The sequence below is a fragment of the Cupriavidus sp. genome (assembly GCF_057315035.1).
On sequence record NZ_DBHKYV010000027.1, the window covers coordinates 94,118 to 108,661 of the forward strand.

Sequence of the window (14,544 nt, forward strand, 5' to 3'; positions counted from 1 at the left end):
TGGGTCTTCGGATATCCGTTCCGGAGACCACCATGGAAACAAAGACAGCAGGATGGCAGCTGGACTTCTTCGGTGAAGCGGCCGCCATCGTAGTGCTTCCTCAAAAGGTCGAACCACTGCCTGACCCATCGCTATGGAGCGAGTCGGTTCGGGAGTTGATGGTTGATGCGCTCATCAGCCTGGCCTGTGATAGCCGTCGTGGCGATAACATGCCCGAATCGCTAATTGACTGCGCAGAGTTGCTGCGCGCCCGCATCCGAAACAAGCCGCTTGAACTGGAAGAGTATTCCATGACCCTCGGCTGGATATTCGGTTACTGGGATGGGGCACTGCCCTACACATACGTTTGTGCGGTATGCGGGGTCAGCCCCGAAGTACTGCAGGACGTGGTCCTCAATAATGCCCGCTTGAAAGCCGATCTCTATGAGGTCAGGCGGCAGTGCTGCGGCTCTCTTCTCTAATTCCATATGTCACTGCTAAATTTCATCAAGCACGTGGCCGATTCCATATTCGGGCTCAACGATCGCGCTTCACGCGCAGACAAGGTCGAAGTTGGCACCGGCGCGGACAACGAGTTTCAGATCTACATCAACGGCGTCCCACATCTTTTCCGAGACGAAGGCGATCGCGTCGTCCACTTCGTAGCCGAGTTTGACCGGCAAATTCGGCAAACGGCATTCGGCAACAAGGTCCTCCCTGAGGTGGTTCCGCGTTGGAGCAAGGTGAACGTTTATGAGGACAAGGGCGACACGCCTCAGTCTGTTGCCGAAAAGGTAGTTCGCGAGGCCAGGCAACAATCGGCTGCTGCAACACCCAAGGCGTCAAGGGTCGATCACAATCCACAGGACCTGAGCGCACATTCAGTAGCGCGTAATGACAGGGCGACTCCGCGTGCGGTACCGCAGGCTGAAGCTTCATCGTCAACCTATCTTGTAGGCACGCTTGTCGAATGGGGTGAGATGCAGTTCCCCAACCGCAAGCCTGGCGGCAAACCAAACTACACGTCGTTTGCTGTGAAGCTCGATACGGACTCCGGCATGAAGACGCTGCAGGGTGAAGGGCTCAAGGATGTCCTGGCCGAAGCGCGTTGTGAGGTCGGAGAACGAGTCGGCATCAAACGCCTATACAAAGAGAAAGTTCCTGCTTTCGACCAAAGTACCGGTCGTCAAATTATTGATAAAGACACCGGTAAGCAAAAGCTCTGGGACCGTTGGGTCTGGTCGATCAACCGTATTCATTGACAAGGAAGCAACATGGCATCCGTAAACAAAGTAATCCTCGTAGGTAACCTCGGGGCCGATCCTGAAACACGTTATATGCCCAGTGGTGACGCTGTCACCAACATTCGCCTCGCTACCACGGATCGCTACAAGGACAAGCAGTCCAACGAGTTCAAGGAAGCAACCGAATGGCATCGAATTGCATTTTTCGGCAAGCTGGCAGAAATCGCTGGCCAGTATCTGAGGAAGGGCTCGTCCGTCTACATCGAGGGCCGCATCCGTACTCGCAAGTGGCAGGACCAGTCCGGCCAGGATAAGTACAGCACCGAAATCGTTGCTGATCAGATGCAGATGCTGGGCGGCCGCCAAAACGGCCAATCTGCTGATGATGACGCGAGCGAGGGCGCCGGCCGTCGCGCTAGCGAAGACCAGTCGCACGGTCAACGTCAGCAGCAGCGTTCGACGAGCGGCGGTGCTAGTGCACGCAATGCGCAACAAGGCGGCTATGGCGGTGGCGGCGCGCAGCGTGATGGATTCGACGGGTTCGATGACGACATTCCGTTCCTTTCGGGGAGGGCGCTCGACGGAATTCCCTTCCGACGCTAAGGCGCACCGATCGAAGGGCGAGCGATAGTCCCTTTGACCTCCAGCTCACGCTGCGTTGTACATCTTTTCCCTACTTCTGCCGGAATCCGGCAGAAGTAGCGGCATCTCTCCTGTCTGTGCGGCCCTCGCCGCGATCCACCAACTTCCAACTACGCATGACGCCATGCTGAAAAGACCTTCTGGTTAAGCCGGGATGTCTTTTGAGCAAGCGTTCCTTCGCCTGTTTCAGGCATCGACCAACCACTCCCTCAGGAGTCATCCCATGCAAGATATCAGTGAGATTGTGAAGAGCTGGAAGGCAGAGCAGTGGGACGCCCTCATTGCTCAGTATCTGCCAGCCGGCATCCTCACGGATTCCTTCTGGCGCGGTCGCCCTGGTCCGTGCCCGATATGCGGAGGCAAGGACCGGTTTTCCTACACCAGAAATCGCGGCCGCGGCGACTGGGTATGTCGCAAATGCAATGCCGGTAGCCCCGCTGGTGGTGACGGTCTGGAATTGATCCGTCGATACACCAACATGTCCTACTCGGAGTTGAAGCGCCGGCTCAATGGACAGTGCAGCGAGCCGCTTCCACCGGTTGCGGCACGGGTGCCGGCACGCGAAGTCGTGCCGCCAAGTGAGCTGATGAGGCGCGTCATGAAGCAAATCAGCAAATCGAAGCCGGTTCAACCCGGCGATGCAGTCATGCGCTACCTCGCGGCAAGGGTGCCGGGCCTGCGTGCTCCTATCCCGCAGTCGCTACGTATCGCCGCGCAGGACTATTGGCACGAGCGAAAAGTGGTTGGGAAGTTTCCGACCATCGTCGCCGAGTACCGGCTGGCTGACGGCAGACTCGCCACTGTGCATCGTACGTCGTTGCATCCGGACAAGCCGGAGAAAGCGATGGTCGTGTCGGAGGATGGCGAGATTCTGCCTAGCAAGCGTAACTACACAGGTGCGCTTCCGCTGGATGGTGGTGCTGTCCGATTGATGTCGCCGCGCCATGGCGAGATCGGTGTAGCCGAAGGCATCGAGAATGCCTACGCCGCGTACATGCTGTTTCGTGTGCCGACGTGGTCTTGCCTGAACCGAGTGCTGATGAGCAAGTTCGTGGTACCGCCCGACCTGGGGATTCACACGGTGCATATCTTCGCCGACTTTGACAAGGTCGATGCGATGACTGGGAAGTCTCCTGGCATGGCCGACGCGCTCACGCTGCAAAAGCGTCTGCGGCACGAAGGCTTCAACGTAGTGCTGCATCGACCGAAGGTTCGGGGCAGCGACTTCTGCGACGAATGGCGCACGGTCTTTCAGTTGCGCGAGATATCGCAGCAGGCGGTCGCTGCCTAGTTTCTTCATCGCCGCATGTAGCGGCAATTCTTTACCTCTGCCCTGTGGGTTCGCCCACAGGGGCGGGTTCCCTTGTGGCAGCCTCAACGGAGAAAGCAATGCCACAGAAAGGATTCACGATGATCGTCAACAAACTGCATATTCACGCCATGCGTAGCACGCCTACCCAGGATGTGCAGGCATGGAAGTCCGATGCGCAGTTCTTTCACGTCTATAGAAAGGATGGGCGCGACAGCTTGACGCTGCTCGAACGAAATCTCTCGTACGATTCGGCGGTGGATTTCTGCCTTGCACCTGGCACGCTTCACTGACGGGCGCCCATTCCGTTGAAAAAAAAAGCCCAGCATCTGCTGGGCTTTTTTTTTTAACAATGACCCGTCCTGAATAAGGTTGACACTTTTCCCCGCAGTCATGAGGAGAGTGCCTTGGAGATGGATCGAAAGCGAACGCAACGGGACTACACGCTTGCCTTTAAGTTAGCGGTCGTGGAGGACGTGGAAAAAGGCGAACTGACGTACAAGCAGGCGCAAGACAAGTATGGAATCCAGGGAAAGTCGACCGTGCTGGTATGGTTACGCAAGCACGGACTACAGGACTGGAGCGGCTCCTTGCCACAGGGCGCCCGGTACACCAGGATGAAAAATCAAGAGAAGGCCAAGCCCAGCACACCGGAGCAGCGTATCAAGGAACTAGAAGTCCAGTTGCGCGAGGCGCAGGAGAAAGCGCGGTTGTTTGAGGCGGTGATCGACGTGATCCAGAAGGAGCACGGGGTTCGCATTGTAAAAAAGCCTTTGGGCAAGTCCTCGCGCAAGAGCTCGTCCAAGGGCTAAGCGTTAGCAGGGCTTGCCGTTACATCGGCATCAGCCGCCAGGCTTACTACAAGCGCTGCAACAGCGAGCTTCGACAAGCGGCCCGGGATGCCCGGATCTGCGCATTGGTGGCAGAGGTGCGACTGCGCCAGCCACGCATGGGCACTCGCAAGCTGCAGCACGTCTTGCGAGCTCCGCTGGAGAAGGCGGATATTCAGGTGGGTCGTGACCGGCTGTTCGACATCCTGCGTGCGGCCAGGCTGCTGGTGAAGCCGCATCGGGCCTATCACAAGACCACCCACAGCCATCACCGCTTCCGGCGCCATCCCAACCTGCTCAAGGACGGGCCGCAGAAGGTAGTGCCCAGCGCAGCCGAGCAGGTCTGGGTCGCTGACATTACTTACTTGCCCACCGCCCAGCAGACGGTCTACCTGAGCCTGGTCACGGATGCCTACTCGCGAAAAATCGTGGGCTACCACGTCCACGACAGCCTGCAGACCGAGCAGGTGAGTCAAGCCTTGAAAATGGCGCTGCGCTCGCGACGCACGCGGCAGGCGCTGATACATCATTCGGACCGTGGAGTTCAATACTGCTCCACCTACTACCAGGCCATCCATCAACGGCATGGTCTGACCTGCTCCATGACCGACGGCTATGACTGCTACCAGAACGCCATGGCCGAACGCATCAATGGCATCCTCAAAGGGGAGTTCCTCTTGAACCGTCCGCAGGATCTGCAGCAGGCAGCTCGTATGGTGAGGGAGTCCGTAAGGATCTATAACCAGGAACGACCCCATCTGTCCCTGAAATACAAAACGCCCGATGAACTTCATCGGGCGTCTGTTGCCTTGACGGGCTAGGCGCCCGTAGGCGCCATCAAAACCTGTCAACCTATCTCAGGACTTGACACAATTGAATCTCAGGCACGTCTGTCGACCGCCTTGTAGATCTCGATAGCAGCCTGCACAACGCAGAAGCCAATGCCGACGTAGAGCATGAAGCGCCTGACATCGTCGGGGGTGGAGAGGTACTCGAACATTGATTGCTCCTCAGTAGTGTTTAGTGATGGATCCAGTTTGCCTTAAAAGAGATGACATCAAGGTCACCAACTACACAAACTGAGCCGTGGCCGCATTGAGGGCGTCAAGATCTAGGAACTCGAACCCTGATGACGGGGCGGCCTGCGCTGTCGGGCCAACGTCCTGGCGCCGTTGGAGCGGGGGCGGTGTTGTCGGGACGCTGGCCACGACCGCTGTGGGTCCCAGCGCGGGGGGGAGCGGCACGACGGTCGGTGCGGACTCAGGCGCCGGCGTGAGTGTCGGCGCTAAGTTAGCGGCAGAATCGCCCGCAGACGGGGAAGTCGATTTGGTGGAAGTCGGCGATGGAAGCAATATCGCATCTCCCCCAATCCCGCTGTTCAAGGTAGAAAGGCCAGACGTTGCCAGCCGCTTCAGGATGAATGCCCGATCCCGGGCGCTGGAGATACCGCGCAAGTACCGCAGCAACTCCGGCGTGGAATCGGCTGTCAACGTCAGCTTGATCTCCAGCTTGTCCATTTTTTCCCCGTGTTATGCGGCAGCTTTATTCTTGTGTCGTGCGGCTCCAATGGTGTAGAAGCCACGAACGTTCGCAAAGCACGGCGAGTCCATCATATGGATATCGTTCAGCGGAAACGCTGCGCGAATTGTAGGCGCGTAAAGCGCCGCACCGCCGCCGGTGAGAATGATGGCGCGGATATCGTCGGTGCGTCCCACCTTCGATTGCAGTTCCTTGATGGACTGATGGGTGACCGCCATGGCCTCAGGGAGGTAGCGGTTCAAATCAAGATCCTGTTTATAGAACAGCAGCGAGCCAGTCGTGCGCAGTGCGTGGTCGACGCGTTCGATGGCGTCAAACGGCTGTCCCTGTTCGGATGAGATGAGGCTGGCGATCTGCTGGTACACGCGCGCAGCGCCTCCCGGCACACCACCACTTCGGGTGTCGTCCATCGTGTATCCACGCGCCACGATCCAGTCCGTGGTGAAGTAGCCTACATCAATGACGAGGTACGAGTTATCGGGATCATATTGCTTTCCGCTCTGCTGCATGTAGGTAAGCAGTGTGCCGAGCGGTTGCGGCAACGGCATTACCGATTTGACCTCAATGGGGCCCCAACCAAAGTCCAGTTGGCCAGTGAAGCGTTCGCGTAGATAGCCCGCATACTTTTGCGTGTTGTGTACTGGTAGGCCCAGCACGAGGCGATCGATTTCGGAGGCGCCGGAATAGAAGAGCGCGCCTGCCAGTAGCGCCGCATAGTTCGGCGTCGTGACATAGTCCTCCGCCAGGGCACGGCCGGTGTTGTAGGCGCCGCTGAGCGAGACGCCGGGACCAACTTCGTATCGTGCGCCATCCACTACTACATTGACCACCCTGCGTGCCTGAAATGGGGTACCAGTTTCAGGTGTCAGGTTCGAGGTGGCCGCTTGCGGCGCAAGAGACGGAAACATGTCTGTCTTGATCTCCGATCCCATGGCGAACGCCGTCTTGGTGTTGCCATAGCCCACGTCGACCGCCAGCGTCGATGCCTTCACGATTGTCGATTCGCCGAATTGCTGTTGCATGATGTCGCTCCCACACTATGTTGCGATGGTTGATGTGATGTTCGCAGGGAGCTGATGCCATAGCCCGCCAAGTACCCAAACTGACAGAATCGGTAACTTTCGTCCGAAATCTGATAGAGGGGATCAGCTCGGCGGTCTAACTCACGGTGAGTAACTAACAGATGGTCACCGTGAGGGCCTCTAAATGCCTCCCTATGCCTTCAACTCTACCGGCGGAAATTTGAAGTCAAGTCCGCAAACGCTCGCAAAATCCAGCATGTTTGTGTTGTCGATTTTTGTGGCGATGGGCTATTCTGTGAACTCCTACCGCGTCCCCGACGCATCGACTTGCCACATTTCGTGGCCCCTCCGGAGCGGCCGGCACGCAGATTCAAGTGCCAGGTCACTGCCTACTGTCCACGCCGCACAATGTCGCGGCATTTTTTTCAACTGGCTCAAGTACATACTGGCCCACACTGAGGACCCCGGACACTGCGATACCAATTGGCTTTGCGGTCGGTTTTGGGGAATGACACAGAATGAGGACATGTGCAGGCCGGACACCCGGACACATGCACTCCTCCATCCATCACACTTGCCCAGCTGCGAAGAGCGGGGTACGTGAACGCTAGACCCGACACGCTGCGGTTTAGATGTCACTACCTGACGGGCAGGACGTAGGTTGAACGAATCAACCTGACGCTCCAACACCATATCGAACGGCGTGCGCGGCCGTAGAAAAGAACAGCGCAACAAGAGTTACGCGGGTGGCGTAGTTCGGTGCTTGCACCGGGATGCGTTCGTGCGGGAGAGCGGTTCCTCCAGCAACCGGGTAGCCCGGCTAGTCGGATTGCGCGAATGCGCATCGGCTCTGTCGGGACAGTCATGCACGTCTTCTTCCACGTGAGGGCTGACCAGCCAAGGGAATCGCTTACGGACCCGGAAGGGAAAGACCATCGCCGATGGCTAAACGGCAAAGAATCGCGCGGGACGCGGCCTATGGGCGTTACGGGGAACGCCAAGGCCAACGTGCCGCCAAAACGAGTTCGAGAATGGAGAAGTAAATGCGGCAAGGCGCGGTGTTCAACATCACAGAGCTGCTGGCAAAGTACGATCTACCCACACGTATGAAAGCCGAGTTGGCGGCAGTCCTGGCTGAGAACCTAAGAAAGGTCCTTAGCGAGACAAGGAAGAGTCTCAAGCACTCCTCGCTAAAAACGCAAGAGCGTCGGATGTACACAATTTGCAGATCCTTCGTGGAGCTGCGTGAGCAGAAGCTCATGATCGAAAGCCCGTATTCGCTTCGGCATAAGCACATCCAGACTCTTGTGGACCGATGGATAGAGGAGGGTCAGACCGGTGGGACCATTGAGAACAAGCTTAGTCACCTGAAGGCACTCTGCAGGTGGCTCGGTAAGCATGATTTGATCCGGCCGCTGGGCGAGTACGCCGATCGGGAAGCGCAGGGACTGGTTCGATCGTATGTGACGACACGGGACAAGTCGTGGGAGGGAAATGGCGTCGACGCGGTGTCCGTCATTGCGAACATCGCTAAGGAAGCCCCCCATGTTGCAGTCCAGCTAAAGCTGCAGGCAGCGTTCGGGCTACGAATTGAGGAAAGTTGGTCGCTGAAGATTGCGACTGCATTAAGAAATCTCGATACGTTGCGCATCGTGGATGGGACGAAAGGCGGCAGAGCGCGCGAGGTACCCATTCGCTTGCGGCTCGAGGTGCTGGAGGAGGCGGCGAAGCTTATTGATCCCCTAAGTGGCTCGACAACCCCTGGCTCATACAGCATCCAACGATGGCGTGACCACTACAACGCCGTTCTACGTAAGCATGGCGTCTGCAAGAAGGGCCTGGGGGTGACGAGCCACGGCCTCCGACACGGCTGGATACACCAGATGTACGAAGATTTGGCCGGCACTCCGGCACCCGTGAAAGGTGGCTTACCTGCGGATCTGGAAGCGCATCGTCAAGCGATACAGGCCGTTGTGCTCGCTGCCGGGCATAGCAGAGCTTCGAAAAGCGGTGCATACCTTTCGACGTTCGTCGCCATGGCTCGTGAGAACAGGCCAACAGTCACATGGCACATGGTCGAAGCAGCACTGCGAAAACATGATGGCAATAAAGCAAGGGCTGCTGCCGAGTTGGGAATCAGCCGGCAAAGCCTATACCGTCGCATTGAGGCTGCAGACAGTATGTCCAGCTGAGTGCCCATTGCGGGCACATGCAAATAGTGTGAGCATGCTCAACCTATTTCCGCGGTAACACGTTATTTCCGTAGCGTGTTTTAAGGATAGGCATCCAAATCCCATATGTATGTAGACAAGATGTATCCCGACGATGTCATTCGCCGGGTGCTGGTAAATGGTGTCGGCTCATGCGCTACTGCGGAGTGGCCGTGGTTGTCGCCGCCTTGTCAGGGTGATGCGATTGTTCGTCGACGGGGCTTTCGCACGCTTTGGGGCAAGCTTCTACTCTATACCTACGAGGAATTTGAAACGCTGGAAGTTGGGGTCGAAGGCTATATCAGTGAGGACCCCTTCTTTGATCTTGGAAAGCTGTGGGGAAGCGACTCGACCGTGGGGACATTTCTGAGTGACCTGGTCTCAATGCATTTTGCGCGGATCACTCGTGGTGCCTTGTCCCGTGCAGGTTGGTGTCTCGACAACCACGACAAGGAGGGCGGTCGGATCTTTCGCGTGTCGTCTGCCGTGCCAACGCTCGACGAGGCGCAGAGTGTGCGCTTGGGAAAGGCTCTCGGCACGGCCATTCTGCGCGCCAACGTTGAGCATCTCTGTATTGCGTGCCAAGGCATTGCATATTTGGAAGGGCTGAAGGACTTTTCTGAGGCGCCCACTCGGCCAATACCGAACCAAGCGGGCTCTGGGTGAGAAAGCACGCGGTTATGGCGGTTCGTTTTGCCGGTCATTCGACAGGACAGCGTGCTTGAATATCGAGCATGTCCAACCCCTAAGGAGTTACTGTCATGACCAAATCTGAACTGATCGACGCGATTGCTAACGGCGTGGAAGGCTTGTCGAAGACCAAGGCCGAGCAGGCGCTCAATGCAACACTGAATGCCATTATGGACGCGGTGGCCAAGGGCGACACCCTTACCTTGGTGGGATTCGGCGCCTTCAGCAAGGGCGAGCGTGGAGAGCGCACGGCGCGCAACCCGCGTACGGGCGAAGAAATTCGGGTCGAGGCAGCGAAGACCGTGAAGTTCAAGGCAGGCCAGCGCTTCAAGGCCGCAGTCAATGGTGGCGCCGGTGAGCAGTGAAGCGGCGGCGAAATCGTTGCCCCGATACGTTCCGATTGCCCAGCTGCTGAACGAAACAGCGGAGGTCGAGCAGCGCATCGACGCCACGGCGCTCACTTATCGAGGCGTGATCTGTCACGTGTATGGCGTCCTCCATGGTCTGACCGGTGGTACCAACCGGCAGTACAGGTCTCTGGTGGAGCAGGCAATCGAGAATGCTCCCGGGGAACTCGTTTTTGGCGAGACGAAGTTCGGGAAGCTGTACCGCGGCATCCAGGTTGAGATGGACGATTGGACCGAGATCCCGTTGCGCGATGCCTTCCGGATGCAGTTCAAAGCGGCCCTAACGCCGATGCGCATGTTTATGGTGGCTGCCGGCATGCGGCGCGAGCGGCGAACAGCCACGGATCGCTTCGGGACGAATGGCGTTCGTCGTCTGCAGGATATTGGTGGATCTGCGGCCTTCCATGCTCTGTCGCCCGATGAACGCCGCAGGCTCGCCGGATTTCCCGAGCCTTACGCCTATCTCGTTGAAAACTGTCGTCGCCGGGCGGGTGTGGGCGACCGAAGCGGGCCAGTGTTTCCCGATCCGGACTGGCGCTGGCTCGCCATGATCGAGCCCGAACTGAACATTCCGTTGCGAAGCGTCTTCATGCTTGAATTTGCAGTGGAGCGGGCGCGGGTGCTCGGGGCCAGCGAGATTTCCCTGTTTGTGGGTGAAATCCACAACTCGGACATGGTATGGCTGGCGGGCTTCGACGAGGCGTTGGTGGACCAGGCGGTACGGGACATGGTGGACAGCGTCCGCTGGCGCGCCGTAGAGCTAGCCCGGGCGAGCATCCGTCCTTCCCGGCTTCGTTTTATCCTTGCTTCGCTGGCCGGGGCTTGTATCCCGCTGTCGTTCTACTTCGGCCTCGGGACGTGGCTCTGGCCCCGCCGCTGAAGGGGAAACCGGGAGCAATAGCGCGAAAGGCACGTCTCTGGGCGTGCCTTTCGTCGTTTTAGAGAGGAACATGTTCCTCCCGACCGGCCGGTGGGTGTCTATCGAGCGTAGGCGAGTACCAACGTGGCCAGCGCACTGGCATCGCCGACAAGGCGGTTGAGTGACGGTGTGGCGGTTCTGTCCCTCAGAGATTCGCCGGATACGAGCCATGCGAAGGCCACGCGGCGGGAAGTCTTTTCGCCCGGATGCGGCGTCGGCGCTGGCAGATCGAGTGCCGAAGCGCGCTGCGCGCGGGTTAGCGCAGGGAAGGGATCGACGCCAGTGAAGTGCGCCAGCTCGTCGATGCTGATCGCGCTGTATGCCAGCGTTGCGTCGTTGCGGACAACGTAGGCGGCGGCCCCGACGCCTGGCACGTAGACGGCCTTCCACAGGAAATCGGGGATTCGCACACGGCCGTTGAGGGTCCCGCTATCGCGCGAGAAAACCGGGCCGGTGACAACCTGGATAGCGCCATATTGACGCGCTAGCCGACGCGTCGAGGTTTCGATGTGGCTCCACGTGCGACGGTTGGAGGCGCTGTTCTGCGGCACGACGTTGGCCAGGCTGAAGCTCTCGGCCTGCGATGCCTTGTCCGCAAAGTCACCGCTTGGCGATAGGTGGCCTCGGTCCCAGCCAGATCGTGCGAAATCCGCCAGCCGTGCCCGATCAGCAGCAGGCAGACGATCTTCTTCGTAGAAGTCGCTGTCTCGCGGCAGCTTGCGGGCGGCGTCCACGGCTGCGGCTGTGAGGCGCTCGGCCGACCACACGGCAGTGCGGGTCTGGTTCGAATAGAGAACTGCGTATGCCCGATAGCAAAGTAGTCGGGTATTGCTTGCTGCCTGGGCAACCGAGGGTGTGCCGGCGGCGAGAACGTGCGCGCACTGAGCAGTGTCCTTTGCGGACGCTGCTGTCGTGCCGAGCGCCAGGGCGAGTGCAACTGCGAGATGGCGGATCATGCTGGAAGTACCTTGAGAAGGGGAGACACTTCTAGCTTGCCCGCACCACGACAAAGTCAAGGTTGCCAATGATCCGGCAGGCCATCGATGGCCTTGCCGATGAACTCTTGAAGGTCCAGCAGCGGCCAAACCTTGTCGACTAGCGACTCTTCGGCAATCTCTGCGCACATTGCGGGCACATGGTCGAAGCGGATCATCGGTGCGCCATCGATGTAGATAATCTTGGCGTGCTTCAGAAGCTTCTGATAGCGGGCCGCCTGCGAGACGACGGTTTCTGGTGGGTCGACGTGCTTAAAGACATAGCCAGGTTGAGCGAGCGCCGCGGCCATCGCGGCAAACTTGGGGCCGTTCGTTTCCCAGTCGGTGTTCGTAGAAGCGACCAGGTTCAGGAAGTACGGGATATCGGATGCAGTGAGCGTGCGCCGCGCCGTCATCGCAATGGCTTGCTGATCCGCAGGCCGGTGTTCGACGCGGTTGTTCCAAATAGCACTGAGCTGGGCAAAGGCGGTATCCGCATTCTCCGTGTCCGTTCGGATTGGCGGCGTGGATATGCCGCATTCCTCACAAACGATTACCGCCTGCAGCCGGCCGGCAATGTAAAGGGGAGCGCCGTCGCAATGGTCGCATTGGAGGAGGCCGCTGGGCATAGCAAAGGTTCGGTGCTGAAAATGCCAGCATTATGCCCGCTGGCGGCCTGCACCCGCTCAATCCGGGTGTTTGACTGTTCGATCACCGGTTGGCGTCGGCGAGGTACTGGGTTGTTGTGTCCAGCAGATCCCTGCACGCGGTGGTCTGGAAACCTTGGAGCATTCCAGCATGATCCCGTAGCGCGGCACCGATTTGCCAGAACTCGTTGAGCCAGTGGCCCGGTTCGCCCATGGGCCCGCCGGTCTGGCCAGTGAAGATGGCGCCGCGAATGGCGAGGATGGTTTCGGGCTCGGGATACTCTTGGGCTATTTCGTCGTGCATTGTGGTGGTGGTTTGATTTCGCTCGTCCATGAGGAAGCGAGGAAAACCTGTAGTTGTTCATGCGTGAATCCGGCTGAAGAGAGGATCTCCTTCAGTGCAGTAACACTGGCATGTTCGCGTTGGAAGCGGACGCCATGTGGTCGTCCGGTCGTGGCGTACTTGAGGAGAAGTGCCGGCCAGTCGCCGGCCCACGGCAACCTGGCGTTCAGCACTTCGCGCCCCTCGATCCGGACGCCTGCCAGCTCAATGGTGTCCAGTAGTGCCTGTTGCTTTTTGGCGCGTTCGTCATGGCCTCCATCGATAAAGTACCCGGAGAGGGCATCGAAGATGCGAGCCCGTTCGAAGCCCCATTGCTTGGCATCGTGCACTGCCCAATCAGGGGTCGTTTGTGCGATCCTGATCGGGACAAATTGGGAGAGATGGTCTCCAATGTTGACCAGTGTGAGGTCGATGTTCTGGTCAATCATCGTATCGAACAGCTCGAAAATCGTCGCCCGGAGTTGCTGGGAGTGGAAGTCATCTCCAGGGAAGATGGCCTCGGCCACGGCCGTGCCGTACTTGGCTGCGGTGACATCGGTAAATAACTTCATGGCAGTTCCGTTGGACTCTTCGTTGGACCAAAGCCTATCACGCGCTATCAGGGTGGCTGTCGGGGCCGCCAGTTGGGATTCGCTGGCGTCGGCGGGCAAGCGCATGCCACTGTGTGCATCAGGCGAAGCTCCTATTCGAAGTCAGGGCAGATCTTGCGACAGGGCTTGGGAACGCGTCGTGCAGGATCCCATCGAGGAGGCGGCCAGCCGCCTTCTTGCCGACACGGTGCATGACGGTCACAGGGAAGCGACCTTCATCCCTGGCTTGCATGAAATCCTTCCCGTTGGTCAGTTGCTGGCCGAGCGTGTCGAGGCAGTTTCCGCCAGCAATCCAGGTATCGGCCTTGTTCACCCATTGGTCGAACGTCTCGAAGGTCCGGAAAGTGGCTTCACCGGTGGTCGTCAGCGCAGCGTTCGTGTGCCATTCCCCCCATTGCTTCAGGAGGAAAGGTACGCCGGCGGCCGCGCATTGGTCGCGCAAGCTGCGGGGCCACGCGGGCAGCATGTAGCGAGCACCGGGCCCGGACTCGCCCCCGGCGATGATCCAGTCGATGGCGCCCGGGTCATACTCGTTGCCCGATGTATGCAGCAGCTCGCTCGTGGCCGTGGAGAAGACATCCACGTGGCCAAGCAACGGTTCCATCGACAGAAAGCGTATCTTTGCCGGTGTACGGAGTAGCTTCGGGATGTCCCGGTCGGCCTCGGCCTGGTTCACGATCGTTGCACCCAGCCAGATATCAGCGGGGGCGTTACCAGCGATCCAGGTCGCCAGCCAAGGTACGAGAGGGTTGTCGGCGAAATCCTCGCGCGCCATCAAGGCGTTAAAAGCCTCGCCCATCCGCTTCGTGGCGTTGCCGATACGTTTGGTCAGCACCAGCTTGTCGAGGTTTGGCGTTTGGCGCCAGACGTCCAGCATGTCGATGAACCACTCGATCGGCACCTCGTTGTCGAAGACGTCGGCAAGGCTCGCGCAGAAGACGCGCTGCCGTCGGCCGTGTACGGCGGCGAAAGCTGCGTGCGCGGCGTTCCAGCGGAACATTTTTCTCCAGTTGGCGGCCGAAGTGCGGCGCCGTGGTGCCCCGGGTCCCCAGTTCGTGGCCACGCCACCTCCGAAGCGGGCGTTGCGCGTCTCGGCGTAGCAGTGGTCGCAGCCGGGGCCAACCTTTTGGCAGCCTTCCCAAAAATTATCTAATGAAACCTTGTTGTTGCGCATTGAGAAGTCGCTGTCACCCAGGGGC

The 14,544-nt window shown here is 58.9% G+C and carries 16 protein-coding genes; 10 read left to right on the forward strand and 6 right to left on the reverse strand.

Annotation, left to right across the window (positions count from 1 at the left end):
* Positions 1–32: 32 nt before the first annotated feature.
* From ACO550_RS26640 to ACO550_RS26665, 6 genes are all read left to right on the forward strand, one after another.
* Positions 33–461, forward strand: a complete 429-nt coding sequence (locus ACO550_RS26640) for a hypothetical protein (protein WP_315595574.1) — start codon at positions 33–35, stop codon at positions 459–461.
* Positions 462–467: 6 nt separating this feature from the next.
* Positions 468–1,241, forward strand: a complete 774-nt coding sequence (locus ACO550_RS26645; protein ID WP_315595575.1) for a hypothetical protein — start codon at positions 468–470, stop codon at positions 1,239–1,241.
* Positions 1,242–1,253: 12 nt separating this feature from the next.
* Complete coding sequence (locus ACO550_RS26650; protein ID WP_315595576.1) at positions 1,254–1,826, forward strand: single-stranded DNA-binding protein; 573 nt, start codon at positions 1,254–1,256, stop codon at positions 1,824–1,826.
* A 262-nt stretch (positions 1,827–2,088) separates the two neighbouring features.
* Positions 2,089–3,156: a primase-helicase zinc-binding domain-containing protein gene (locus ACO550_RS26655; protein WP_315595577.1), complete on the forward strand. Its 1,068-nt coding sequence runs from the start codon at positions 2,089–2,091 to the stop codon at positions 3,154–3,156.
* Positions 3,157–3,254: 98 nt separating this feature from the next.
* Positions 3,255–3,467 carry a hypothetical protein gene (locus ACO550_RS26660; protein WP_315595578.1) on the forward strand — a complete coding sequence of 71 codons (213 nt, stop codon included), beginning with the start codon at positions 3,255–3,257 and terminating at the stop codon, positions 3,465–3,467.
* Positions 3,468–3,581: 114 nt separating this feature from the next.
* Positions 3,582–4,825, forward strand: a protein-coding gene (locus ACO550_RS26665; protein ID WP_485995021.1) for an IS3 family transposase whose coding sequence is annotated in 2 segments (ribosomal slippage) — positions 3,582–3,936 and positions 3,936–4,825 — 1,245 coding nt in all. Because the reading frame shifts where the segments join, the coding sequence is not laid out codon by codon here.
* 708 nt (positions 4,826–5,533) lie between these two features.
* On the opposite strand, the gene ACO550_RS26670 is transcribed toward ACO550_RS26665, so the two are convergent.
* Entirely contained in the window at positions 5,534–6,565 is a 1,032-nt protein-coding gene (locus ACO550_RS26670) for a PRTRC system protein D (protein WP_315595580.1), read from the reverse strand.
* A gap of 1,043 nt (positions 6,566–7,608) precedes the next feature.
* On the opposite strand from ACO550_RS26670, the gene ACO550_RS26675 reads away from it, so the two are divergent.
* The 4 genes from ACO550_RS26675 to ACO550_RS26690 all read left to right on the forward strand — a co-directional run bounded on the left by ACO550_RS26675 (position 7,609) and on the right by ACO550_RS26690 (position 10,752).
* Entirely contained in the window at positions 7,609–8,757 is a 1,149-nt protein-coding gene (locus tag ACO550_RS26675; protein WP_315595581.1) for an integrase domain-containing protein, read from the forward strand.
* 120 nt (positions 8,758–8,877) lie between these two features.
* Positions 8,878–9,441: a hypothetical protein gene (locus tag ACO550_RS26680; protein WP_315595582.1), complete on the forward strand. Its 564-nt coding sequence runs from the start codon at positions 8,878–8,880 to the stop codon at positions 9,439–9,441.
* 95 nt (positions 9,442–9,536) lie between these two features.
* Positions 9,537–9,830, forward strand: coding sequence for an HU family DNA-binding protein (locus tag ACO550_RS26685; RefSeq protein ID WP_315595583.1), 294 nt, complete (start codon positions 9,537–9,539; stop codon positions 9,828–9,830).
* Entirely contained in the window at positions 9,820–10,752 is a 933-nt protein-coding gene (locus ACO550_RS26690) for a hypothetical protein (RefSeq protein WP_315595584.1), read from the forward strand. The genes ACO550_RS26685 and ACO550_RS26690 overlap by 11 nt, the downstream gene beginning before the upstream one ends.
* 98 nt (positions 10,753–10,850) lie before the next feature.
* Here ACO550_RS26690 and ACO550_RS26695 read toward each other — a convergent pair whose 3' ends face one another.
* The 5 genes from ACO550_RS26695 to ACO550_RS26715 form a co-directional block, all read right to left on the reverse strand.
* A complete protein-coding gene (locus ACO550_RS26695) occupies positions 10,851–11,747 on the reverse strand; it encodes a DNA/RNA non-specific endonuclease (protein ID WP_315595585.1) in 897 nt (298 codons plus the stop codon).
* A gap of 56 nt (positions 11,748–11,803) precedes the next feature.
* Entirely contained in the window at positions 11,804–12,394 is a 591-nt protein-coding gene (locus ACO550_RS26700) for a hypothetical protein (protein ID WP_315595586.1), read from the reverse strand.
* 82 nt (positions 12,395–12,476) lie between these two features.
* Entirely contained in the window at positions 12,477–12,716 is a 240-nt protein-coding gene (locus ACO550_RS26705) for a hypothetical protein (protein WP_315595587.1), read from the reverse strand.
* Positions 12,701–13,306, reverse strand: coding sequence for a hypothetical protein (locus ACO550_RS26710; protein ID WP_315595588.1), 606 nt, complete (start codon positions 13,304–13,306; stop codon positions 12,701–12,703). Before ACO550_RS26710 ends, ACO550_RS26705 begins: the two co-directional genes overlap by 16 nt.
* Before the next feature lie 118 nt (positions 13,307–13,424).
* A complete protein-coding gene (locus tag ACO550_RS26715; protein ID WP_315595589.1) occupies positions 13,425–14,519 on the reverse strand; it encodes a phage Gp37/Gp68 family protein in 1,095 nt (364 codons plus the stop codon).
* Positions 14,520–14,544 lie beyond the last annotated feature (25 nt).

Bases quoted from the DNA above. Each gene is read 5' to 3' on its own strand.
- ACO550_RS26715 (WP_315595589.1), bottom strand. From the start codon at position 14,519: ATGCGCAACAACAAGGTTTCATTAGATAATTTTTGGGAAGGCTGCCAA.
- ACO550_RS26655 (WP_315595577.1), top strand. From the start codon at position 2,089: ATGCAAGATATCAGTGAGATTGTGAAGAGCTGGAAGGCAGAGCAGTGG.
- ACO550_RS26675 (WP_315595581.1), top strand. From the start codon at position 7,609: ATGCGGCAAGGCGCGGTGTTCAACATCACAGAGCTGCTGGCAAAGTAC.
- ACO550_RS26710 (WP_315595588.1), bottom strand. From the start codon at position 13,306: ATGAAGTTATTTACCGATGTCACCGCAGCCAAGTACGGCACGGCCGTG.
- ACO550_RS26650 (WP_315595576.1), top strand. From the start codon at position 1,254: ATGGCATCCGTAAACAAAGTAATCCTCGTAGGTAACCTCGGGGCCGAT.
- ACO550_RS26695 (WP_315595585.1), bottom strand. From the start codon at position 11,747: ATGATCCGCCATCTCGCAGTTGCACTCGCCCTGGCGCTCGGCACGACA.
- ACO550_RS26700 (WP_315595586.1), bottom strand. From the start codon at position 12,394: ATGCCCAGCGGCCTCCTCCAATGCGACCATTGCGACGGCGCTCCCCTT.
- ACO550_RS26685 (WP_315595583.1), top strand. From the start codon at position 9,537: ATGACCAAATCTGAACTGATCGACGCGATTGCTAACGGCGTGGAAGGC.
- ACO550_RS26670 (WP_315595580.1), bottom strand. From the start codon at position 6,565: ATGCAACAGCAATTCGGCGAATCGACAATCGTGAAGGCATCGACGCTG.
- ACO550_RS26640 (WP_315595574.1), top strand. From the start codon at position 33: ATGGAAACAAAGACAGCAGGATGGCAGCTGGACTTCTTCGGTGAAGCG.
- ACO550_RS26645 (WP_315595575.1), top strand. From the start codon at position 468: ATGTCACTGCTAAATTTCATCAAGCACGTGGCCGATTCCATATTCGGG.
- ACO550_RS26680 (WP_315595582.1), top strand. From the start codon at position 8,878: ATGTATCCCGACGATGTCATTCGCCGGGTGCTGGTAAATGGTGTCGGC.
- ACO550_RS26660 (WP_315595578.1), top strand. From the start codon at position 3,255: ATGCCACAGAAAGGATTCACGATGATCGTCAACAAACTGCATATTCAC.
- ACO550_RS26705 (WP_315595587.1), bottom strand. From the start codon at position 12,716: ATGCACGACGAAATAGCCCAAGAGTATCCCGAGCCCGAAACCATCCTC.